7 protein-coding genes are annotated in these 9,732 nt (G+C 39.4%); 6 read left to right on the top strand and 1 reads right to left on the bottom strand.

The annotated features are described in order from the left end of the window. Positions 1–690 precede the first annotated feature (690 nt). A complete protein-coding gene (locus I8748_RS19735; protein WP_096553119.1) occupies positions 691–1,185 on the top strand; it encodes a hypothetical protein in 495 nt (164 codons plus the stop codon). A 644-nt stretch (positions 1,186–1,829) separates the two neighbouring features. Beyond that, the gene (locus I8748_RS19730; RefSeq protein WP_198126260.1) at positions 1,830–2,477 is read left to right on the top strand and encodes a pentapeptide repeat-containing protein; all 648 of its coding nucleotides are present in this window, start codon (positions 1,830–1,832) and stop codon (positions 2,475–2,477) included. Here the strand turns inward: I8748_RS19730 and I8748_RS34675 are convergent. Then, positions 2,449–2,676, bottom strand: a complete 228-nt coding sequence (locus tag I8748_RS34675; RefSeq protein ID WP_214662668.1) for a hypothetical protein — start codon at positions 2,674–2,676, stop codon at positions 2,449–2,451. The two genes, I8748_RS19730 and I8748_RS34675, sit on opposite strands and share 29 nt — an antisense overlap. A gap of 64 nt (positions 2,677–2,740) precedes the next feature. On the opposite strand from I8748_RS34675, the gene I8748_RS19725 reads away from it, so the two are divergent. From I8748_RS19725 to I8748_RS19710, 4 genes are all read left to right on the top strand, one after another. Then, positions 2,741–3,565, top strand: a complete 825-nt coding sequence (locus tag I8748_RS19725; protein WP_198126259.1) for an SDR family oxidoreductase — start codon at positions 2,741–2,743, stop codon at positions 3,563–3,565. A 22-nt stretch (positions 3,566–3,587) separates the two neighbouring features. Beyond that, the gene (locus I8748_RS19720; RefSeq protein ID WP_198126258.1) at positions 3,588–4,547 is read left to right on the top strand and encodes an alpha/beta fold hydrolase; all 960 of its coding nucleotides are present in this window, start codon (positions 3,588–3,590) and stop codon (positions 4,545–4,547) included. 272 nt (positions 4,548–4,819) lie between these two features. Next, on the top strand, positions 4,820–6,352 hold the full coding sequence (locus I8748_RS19715) for a SagB/ThcOx family dehydrogenase (protein WP_198126257.1): 1,533 nt from the start codon (positions 4,820–4,822) through the stop codon (positions 6,350–6,352). A gap of 582 nt (positions 6,353–6,934) precedes the next feature. Further along, positions 6,935–9,727 (top strand): PAS domain S-box protein, encoded by a 2,793-nt coding sequence (locus I8748_RS19710; RefSeq protein WP_198126256.1) that lies wholly within the window; start codon positions 6,935–6,937, stop codon positions 9,725–9,727. Positions 9,728–9,732: the final 5 nt, after the last annotated feature.

Genomic DNA, 9,732 nt, shown 5'->3' with positions numbered 1-9,732 from the left:
GGGGATTGGGAATTGGGAATTGGGAATTGGGAATTGGGAATTGGGAATGGGGTATTAGTTCTTTTTCCCTATCTCCCCATCACCCCTGCTCCCCTGCTCCCCTGCTCCCCTGCTCAAGAAACCTGAACAACAAAAAAGCCCGGAGACTTAAAGTTCCGGGCGCGTTGTGATTCATCAGCATGACGCTATTTACCCGGAATTTGCTCTGGGCCAAAAGTAAAAGCCATAAAACCAGCTAGTCAAATAGGTCATGATGATGAAATTCTCCTCTTAAAACACAAAAACCGCAGAGTTGGCTCTGCGGTTCACCGGGCGGTTTCCAGACGGAAACTTGACTCACTCCCGGTGAACCGCCTTAAACCAAAAATAAAAGTAGTAACTGTTGCTGAACATTGTGGGGCGCTGGGCTAAAAACTTAATGTACACCTTTATTCGTCACAATAACAAAAGGAGTAGATGGCGTCAAGACCCGCACAACATAAAAAAAAGCGATAGACTCAGTACAACTCTGACAATGATGCCTTATTGCTTGTTGGCGTAGACAATCAATAGTTTGTGACTTAACATGACCAAATTTATATTAATTTTATTCTTTAGGCAATGTGTAATGAGTAATTAAAATCACCAGTGATAAATACTGAAAACTTAGACATTGACTTGATTAACTTTTGAGCAAAACTTAGTTCTATTATGCCCAGTTCTAAAATCTTAACTACATCTTTCAACTACCAGGGTGTTTATCCCTGCCCAGTCTGTCGGATAGGTAAGATTTCTCATATGCCATTAATGGAGGCGATGGCTTGTGACTTCTGCCATGAAATTTTTACCGTCAACTTAGAACAACAGCAAATAAAGATGCCTTCTCGGCAACCTCCCTTGATTTGGCGTTGGAATGGCTTTAATTGGACTGAAGCCCAGTTAGAAGGTATGGAGTTGGGCTGGGGTTATGGACTGGCTGCAATTGCTTTTGTATTTTTTCCTACTACTTTAATTGGCGTAGTCGCTTACTATTTTCCTCCAAATCCTCATGCTCCCATTACCTGGATGCCATATATCTGGACAATATTAACTTTTTTATCGCATTTATCAATTATTATTTGGATTTTTATTGAAGTTTATCAGATTCCAGTAGCGGCATATTTGAGAGCTATGAATCGATGGAGAAATGGAGAAATGGGCAGATAGGGATATTAAGTCAAAAGGTAACAGTAAAAAGTACAAAGAACAAATAAAAATTTAATTGACTTAGTGACAAAACTATGGGTAGATAACTGACAAATAACTGTATCTGTATTCATTGTCTATGAGATTAGCTTGCCTAGTGGCTCGCTGATGTCGGCTGGTGAACAGGAGTATACGGAAAAAAATGAATTTTATTTACCTGCTTTCTATGTACAAGTACAACTCAATTTCTGGCCGAAAATCCAGATCAATTTGGGAAATGGGTAAAAAGTGGCTTTGACATCTACACATAACTTCACGTTCTGCCTGACACAGAGTGTAACCACGAGTCAACCGACATAGTGGTGATATTTCGGTGTATATCAAGAACCATTAGTATTTTGGCTTTTGCCAACAAAAGAGTTATTGATGGACTTAGTTCACTGCGCTACGCTTGTATAATATTCAAATGTCAGTTGATCACCAAGCAACTTAAGCATAGTAGTAGCTGCTAGGGAACGGTTAGTCCTACTTCGTCCAAAATACTAAAAAAATATAAAACTGTATTTTATCTAAAATTTGATAACAAAAGGGATATTTGATCAAGGATTAAGCCTATAGAGAGTTGCATTACTCATAGTTAATTTGATTGTCTACTAAAACACCTTATGAGCGAGTTGGAGCGGTATTATCGAGTCTTGGAATTGGAACCTGGGGCGACCCTTGAGGAAGTCAACCAGGCTTACAAAGATTTGGTTTTTGTATGGCATCCCGATCGCATTCCCAATGACAATCCCCGCTTACAAAAGAAAGCACTGGAAAAGCTGAAAGCAATTAATGAAGCTCGTGAAAAATTGCGTTCTTTCAATGGTAAGCGTCAAACCATATATCATTCTCCCCCAACTCCACACAAAAAACCGTCTGCAAACACCTCTACTCCACCAAAGCAAAATACTGATTTAAGTGGTAAAGACTTCAGTCGAGCCAATTTAAGCAACAAAGATTTATCTGGCAGAAACATGAGTTATGCTAACTTAAGCGGTGCTGATCTGAGTGATACTTTCATGCACAAAGTTAATCTCAGGGGCGCAAATTTGTCAGAAGCAAATTTGTTTAGAGCCAATTTACTTTTAGCTGATATGAGGGAAGCGAATTTGCGATCTGCTAACTTGATTGGGGCAGATCTGAGTGGTGCTGACTTGCGGGGAGCCGATTTAACAGGAGCGCGGATTCGCTCTGGCGATCGCTTGCTGGTGAAACTGATTGGTGCTAACTTAGCTGGTGCAATTATGCCTGATGGTGTAATTCATAGTTAACAGCATTTAATACTAAGTTCAGTAGTGCTGAGGAGCCACTGCGTTGCGGAGGTTCCCTCCGTTGTAGCATGTGGCGTTGCTGAGTGCTGAGTGCTGAGTATAACCCCATAGTTAAAACCGCGGTGGCTTTGAAATCTTTTTTGAGATTTTGACTTGAATCCAAAATCTCAAATCTCAAATCTAAAATTGTCTCAACCATTAGTCATAAGTTACTAGTCAAAAACTCTTGTACTATTAACTTGAGACTCTGTGTTGAAATTATCATGAACATTGCAATCATAGGTTGTGGCTACGTTGGTTATGCTGTTGCTCAATATTGGCAGCAAAAAATGACTTTGATAGTTACTGCTACCACAACTACTCCTGAACGTGTGCCAATACTAGAAGCAGTCGCCCAAAAAGTCGTAGTAACCCAAGGAAATGACCCAGAAAAGCTCAAGTCTGTAGTGCAAAATCAAGACCTTGTGCTATTAAGTGTCGGTGCCCGCAGTGGTAATTTATATCGAGAAACCTATGTAGATACTGCTAAAACTTTAGTTTCTGTTTTACAGCAAAATACTTCTGTCAAACAACTTATATATACAGGCAGTTATTCAGTTTATGGTGATCAAAATGGTGCTTGGGTAGATGAAGCAACGGCAATTGAACCTACTCATACCAATGGACAAATTCTCAAAGAAACTGAGGAGATTTTGCTAACAGCATCTAGTGAAAAACTCCGCGTTTGTATCTTAAGATTGGGTGGAATTTATGGCCCTAACAGGGAACTGGTAAAAATATTTGGTGCCGCTGCTGGTAGAACCCGTCCCGGTGATGGTAAGGATATAACAAATTGGATTCACTTAGATGATATTGTTGGGGCTATAGAGTTTGTGCGGCAACACCATTTGCAAGGAATTTATAATCTAGTGGATGATGCACATCTTTCTAGCCAAGAATTACTTGATACTTTGTTTGAAAAACATAATTTACCCAAGGTGACATGGGATAATTCTGTTAAAAGCAACCGTTCATATAATGCCAAAGTATCAAATCAAAAGTTCAAATCAGCTGGATATCAGCTAATTCATCCAAAAATGATTTTTTAGCAATTATTGGTAATTGGGAATTATGCAACCATCTACTGGCGCTAACACAATCACTTTCTCCGCATCTCCTACGCAGTTTTACACTTGGCATAATTACCGCTGTGCTTACGAAATATATCAACCCGCTAATTTTACACCAGAGGGCATTCCTCTACTTTTAATTCATCCGATTGGTGTAGGATTGTCGCGGCAATTTTGGCGACGCTTTTGCAGCCAATGGTATAACACAGGTCATCGGAATAGGATTTATAATCCTGATTTGCTGGGGTGCGGTGAAAGTGATATGCCTCATGTAGCTTATAGTCCCAAAGATTGGGCAAAGCAGTTGCACTATTTTTTACAAAAAGTAGTGCAAAAACCTGTGATTATAGTAGTACAAGGTGCTTTATTACCAGTTGCCATAGAGTTAGTCAAGCAAGACGCAAATTTAATTGCCGGACTGATACTAGCCGGGCCTCCAGCTTGGGCTGTAATCACTAAAAAATCACCAGAATGGCAACAAAAAGTGATTTGGAATCTGTTAGATTCACCTTTTGGTAATGCTTTTTATCACTATGCACGTACACCCAAATTTTTGCAGTCTTTCTCAACTCGCCAACTTTTTGCTTCAGAAGATACTGTTGATGCTGAGTGGTTAAATACTTTGGTAAAAGGTGCAGAAAATATTGCCAACCGCTATGCAGTGTTTTCTTTTTTAGCTGGGTTTTGGCGACAGGATTATGGTAGTGATATCGCCTCTATCAAACAGCCCACATTGGTTGTTGTGGGACAAACAGCATCAAGTATTAGTGAAGAAGGTAAAAAAGAAACACCTGATGAACGCTTAGCTGATTACCTTGCCTATTTACCCCAAGGTCGTGGGATTAAATTGTTGGGTCGGAATGTTTTGCCATATGAATCAACTGCTGAATTTGTAGCAGCGATCGCACCATTTATTGAAAGCAACGGGAAACTCCATCCTCTTATGGGTGGAGAGGGATAGTCGCCCCGTCGCTTGGGCCAAGTGGGCATTAGTAGCTTCTTCCCCATGCCCTATGCCGATTCCCAATGCCCAAAAACTCCATCCCCTTGTGGATGGAGTTTTTCATTCGTCCTAGTGTACGCAGTGATGATGGCTACTTACTAACTTGGGATTTTGCGAATTACCAAGTAGTATTTTAGAAATTACACAATTGTATTAACTAAGACGAAACAAAAAGACTGATGAATGCCAAGATCAGAAAAAAAGCACGCCCTCAGCTAATTTAAATTATTATGCCAGAAATACACCAATCCATTGCACAGCACTACCACGAACGTACTAAATATCACCCTGAGACCCTTGCTTCAAAAGGTAATAGGTTAGACTGGACTAAGCAGCCAGTGCCGTTTAAAGAGTACAAAATAGGCTCTTCTTTTGATCTCAAACCTTATATCCAAGAGATACCAGAAACATTTGTTAACAATGTAGATGCTCAATGGTGGCAAAGACTATCACGACTACTGTTCCGCAGCTATGGACTAACAGCAAGAATGCCTTCTATGGGTAGTGCGGTGTATTTACGCGCTGCACCAAGTGCAGGTGGTTTGTATCCCGCTGAAGTGTATGTGGTTTCCCGTGGTACGCCGTTATTGCCACCTGGATTGTATAATTACCAGTGTCGAACTCATTCACTGATGCATTTTTGGGAAAGTGATGTTTGGCAGTCTTTGCAGTCAGCTTGTTTCTGGCATCCCGCCCTGGAAAGTACGCAATTAGCAATTATTATTACCGCGGTTTTCTATCGTTCGGCGTGGCGGTATGAAGATAGGGCTTACCGCCGGATTTTTTTAGATACGGGGCACTTATTGGGTAATATCGAGTTAGCTGCTGCTATTACCGACTACCGTCCGCACTTGATTGGCGGTTTTGTTGATGAAGCCATCAACGATCTGCTTTATATCGATCCGCAACAGGAAGGAGCGATCGCAGTTCTACCGCTGGCAGACTTATTAGATATTAAACAAAATTTGCCCACAGGATGTACAGCTTTACCGTCTGCTACTGAAACTAGTTACCCACAGATTCCTGATGGTGAACTGCTGAGATATTTTCATCAACACACCCAGCTACCAACAGGTATAATCGGTAAACTCAATCTACCAATGGTCAAACAAGAAAAGTCATTGGAAGATAAATATAATTTCCCTTTCTGTCTGAAAATTCCCACCTCCACCACACCCATTTTTTGGGGAGAACAACTGACAGACTTAGAAATCACTCTGCACAAACGACGTTCTACCCGTGCCTACACTGGTGAAGATTTAACTTTCGATGAACTTAAAGCTTTACTCGATTTTACTTATCAACCGCAAAATTATATTGACCAAAATTTAGATAGTTCACCAGACTACTTTGATCTCAATCTTATAGAAACATTTATTGCTGTTTCTGGCGTCAAAGACTTGGAGGCAGGCTGTTATTATTATGCACCCAAAGCACAGGAATTAAGACAAATTCGGTTTAAAAACTTCCGCCGAGAGTTACACTTCCTCTGCTTGGGACAGGAATTAGGGCGGGATGCAGCAGCAGTTCTTTTCCATACAGCCGACCTCAAATCAGCTATTTCCCAGTATGGCGATCGCGTTTACCGTTACTTACACATGGATGCTGGACATTTGGGACAAAGGCTGAATTTAGCCGCAATCCATCTGAATTTGGGTGTCAGCGGTATTGGTGGTTTCTTTGATGACCAAGTAAATGAAGTTTTAGGGATTCCTACTGATGAAGCTGTTCTCTACATCACTACCTTGGGGCGACCAAGATGAAAAACTATGCCCCTTGTGGGCATAGTTTTTGGGCATGGGACATGGGGAAGCCAGCGCACAGGCTCTTCTTTGCAGTTAGTTTTCGGTTTAGAAGTCAAGATTGTAAATAATTTTACCTGATAGTTTGTAAGTGTTTAATGCGATCGCCTCAATTTGACCCTGACTTTTGACTGATAGCCGAGTTTATGCCACTGCAAACATATATGAAAAATATTTAAGCAAAGTCTGCGTAGTTTCCTCCATGTGCCCAGTCCCTTTTACGTATTGCAAAAAGCGACCATAGTCTGTTAAAAGTGCTGGTAGAAGAGTATTTTTTTTCTCTTAAACCACTTTTAATGCACAACAAGAACTAATTTAAATGGTAACAAATTTTCTGCATTGACATTTAAACGCTACTATATAAATTATTAGTGTTTAACAAAATGGATACGAGCGTTAAAGATGATTTATAAAGTAAATCTTAAATTTTAGGGTGCGTTAAGCGTTGCTATAACGCACCATATTTATTTATAAATAGGCTCTTGGTAATTAGATATTTTACCTAAATCAACCAAATTAAAATATTTTTGTCAAAAATCAGTAATGTTGTTACCTGAAAATGAAAAGCGGCGGCTAGAAGTACTTGAACAATATCAAATTTTAGATACACCACCTGAAGAAACTTTGGACGAACTAACTCAACTAGCAGCAGATATTTGTGAGACACCTATTGCTGTAATTGGCTTAGTCGATGCTGAGCGAGAATGGTTCAAATCGAAAGTGGGATTAACTGCACCAGAAGTGCCTCGCAGCGAGTCTTTTAGTACTCATACTATTTTACAAAGTGAAATATTAATTGTACCGGACACTTTACAAGATGAACGGTTTGCTCAAAATTTCTTTGTGAACTCAGAACTTGATTTTCGCTTCTACGCGGGAGTTCCCTTGATTACCTCAAGTGGTTTCCCATTAGGTAGTCTTTCTGTAATTGATTTTGTTCCTCGGAATTTCAGCTTAAAAGAGCAAGCAATTCTAGAAAAACTAGCACGACAAGTAATGAGGTATTTGGAGTTATATCGACGCAAAAATATTGAAAATAATTCTATCAATAGAAATATTTTTTTTAAGAATCATCCTCATCTCATGTGGATTTATGATCAGAAGACTCTGCAATTTGTAGATGTCAATGAAGCTGCTATTATTCAATACGGCTACTCTCGTGAAGAGTTTTTGCAGATGCGAATTACTGATATTTGCCCCCCACAAGATGTACCAATACTGCTGAATTATTTAGCGAACAATCAAGATGAATTAAACTTCTCTGGACGATGGCAGCATATTCGCAAAAATGGACAGGTAATTGATGTTGAACTTTTTACACAGGTAATAGACTATGCTGGTTATGATGCTCGATTGGTTGATATCAGAGATATAACAGAAAACAAACAAATAGAACAAACTCTACATGAAAGTGAAACTAGATTTAGAACAGTTTCAGAAGCAATTCCTATTCCGTTAGTGATTTCTCGCTTGTCTGATGGATTAATTTTGTACGCTAACATTGAATTTATTCAAACATTTCGTTTTTCTCCAGATCATTTTAGTAATTGTCTAGTTTCAGATTTATACCACGATCCCAAAGAATTACAGGCACTTTTGGAAGCTCTTGACCAACATGGTTCGCTGCAAAATTATGAACTTCCACTCAAAAGGGCAGATGGAACTTCTTTCTGGGCGATGACTTCACTTCAATATTTAACTTTTAATGGAGAATCGGCGTTATTAACTGTATTATCTGACATCACTGAGCGCAAAAATACAGAAGTAAAACTCCAAGAAAAGAATGAATTTCTTCAGAATATTTTCGCTCGTCTACCTTTAATGATTGCACTGATTGATGCTGAAGGTAAGTTGCATTGGGTGAACCAAGAATGGGAAGATGTTCTTGGTTGGCAAATCAAAGATTTTGAAACAGTAGATGCTCTTTCTGTGTTATATCCTGATCCTGAATATCGACAGTATGTAATCAATTTTATTCAGTCTGCAAAACGCACTTGGGCTGATTTTAAAACTCAGGTGCGCTCTGGTAATGTCATAGATACTTCTTGGACAAATGTTAACCTTCCCAATGGTCAAATCATAGGTATTGGGCAGGATATCACAGAACGCAAGCAAATTGAACTTACTCTCAAGGCTCAGGCTGAACGAGAGCAATTGATGCGAGCTGTTGCTTTGCGAATTCGTCAATCTTTGAATCTCAAAGATATTCTCAATGCCACAGTTAAAGAAGTGCAAGATTTGTTGAAAGTTGATCGAGTTATAGTTTATCAGTTTGCTGCCGATATGAGCGGTAAAGTTGTAGCGGAATCAGTGCAGCCTGGTTGGACAGTTTCTTTAGGTGTAGAGATTGAAGATACCTGTTTTCAGACAGGGGGAGGCGTAGAGTATTATCAAGGGCGTAAACGAGCGATCGCAAATATTTACGAAGCTGGACTCAGCGATTGCCATCTTCAGCTGCTCGAACAGTTTCAAGTGAAAGCAAATTTAGTCGTACCTATTCTACTACAAGTAGGTGGAGATAATCCTGCCTCTTGGCTTTGGGGTTTACTCGTCGCCCACCAATGCTCTAGTTTCCGCGAATGGCAAGAAAATCAATTGGATTTACTTGATCAACTTACCGTGCAAATTGCGATCGCAATTCAACAATCTACTATATTTCAACAAGCTCAAAATGAACTAGTGGAGCGGCAAAAAGCTGAAATTAACTTAAGAAGTGCCTTGGCGGAAAAAGAAGTTCTCTTAAAGGAAATTCATCATCGAGTTAAAAATAACTTACAAATTGTCTCAAGTCTTTTACAACTCCAGTCGCAAACACTCAAAGACCCAGAAGTCATCAGAGTTTTCCGAGACAGCCAAAATCGCATTGATTCCATCTCTCTGATTCACAAAAATTTATATACTTCACCTAATATTGGACATCTTGATGTTGCTGACTATATCGAAAATCTGGCAACCAGCTTACTTATTTCTTATCAGATAGTAGCTGGGCAAATTGGTCTAGAAACCAATATAGATATAGTTCACTTAAATGTTGACCAAGCTATTGCCTGTGGGCTAATCATCAACGAATTAATTTCTAATGCTCTCAAACATGCTTTCCCTCAACAACAAACAGGTCAAATTATGATTAATTTACGTAATCTTGGCAATAGTATTGAAATGATTATTCAAGATGATGGCGTTGGTTTCCCAGATAATTTAGATTTGAGTAATACTGATTCTTTGGGTCTTTCGTTAGTTTATGATTTAGTCACAGAACAACTCGAAGGCTCTATTACTTTAGAAAGTAATCAGGGAACGGTATTTAAAATTCAATTTCCACGAATTTGTTTGTAGCAGTA

This window comes from Amazonocrinis nigriterrae CENA67 (assembly GCF_016056305.1).
Lineage (GTDB): Bacteria > Cyanobacteriota > Cyanobacteriia > Cyanobacteriales > Nostocaceae > Amazonocrinis > Amazonocrinis nigriterrae.
This window is presented reverse-complemented; position numbering and strand designations above follow the sequence as displayed.

What these genes read in the sequence shown, in the direction of transcription:
- I8748_RS34675 (WP_214662668.1), bottom strand. Translation starts at nt 2,676, where the DNA reads ATGGTTGAGACAATTTTAGATTTGAGATTTGAGATTTTGGATTCAAGT.
- I8748_RS19735 (WP_096553119.1), top strand. Translation starts at nt 691, where the DNA reads ATGCCCAGTTCTAAAATCTTAACTACATCTTTCAACTACCAGGGTGTT.
- I8748_RS19715 (WP_198126257.1), top strand. Translation starts at nt 4,820, where the DNA reads ATGCCAGAAATACACCAATCCATTGCACAGCACTACCACGAACGTACT.
- I8748_RS19730 (WP_198126260.1), top strand. Translation starts at nt 1,830, where the DNA reads ATGAGCGAGTTGGAGCGGTATTATCGAGTCTTGGAATTGGAACCTGGG.
- I8748_RS19720 (WP_198126258.1), top strand. Translation starts at nt 3,588, where the DNA reads ATGCAACCATCTACTGGCGCTAACACAATCACTTTCTCCGCATCTCCT.
- I8748_RS19725 (WP_198126259.1), top strand. Translation starts at nt 2,741, where the DNA reads ATGAACATTGCAATCATAGGTTGTGGCTACGTTGGTTATGCTGTTGCT.
- I8748_RS19710 (WP_198126256.1), top strand. Translation starts at nt 6,935, where the DNA reads ATGTTGTTACCTGAAAATGAAAAGCGGCGGCTAGAAGTACTTGAACAA.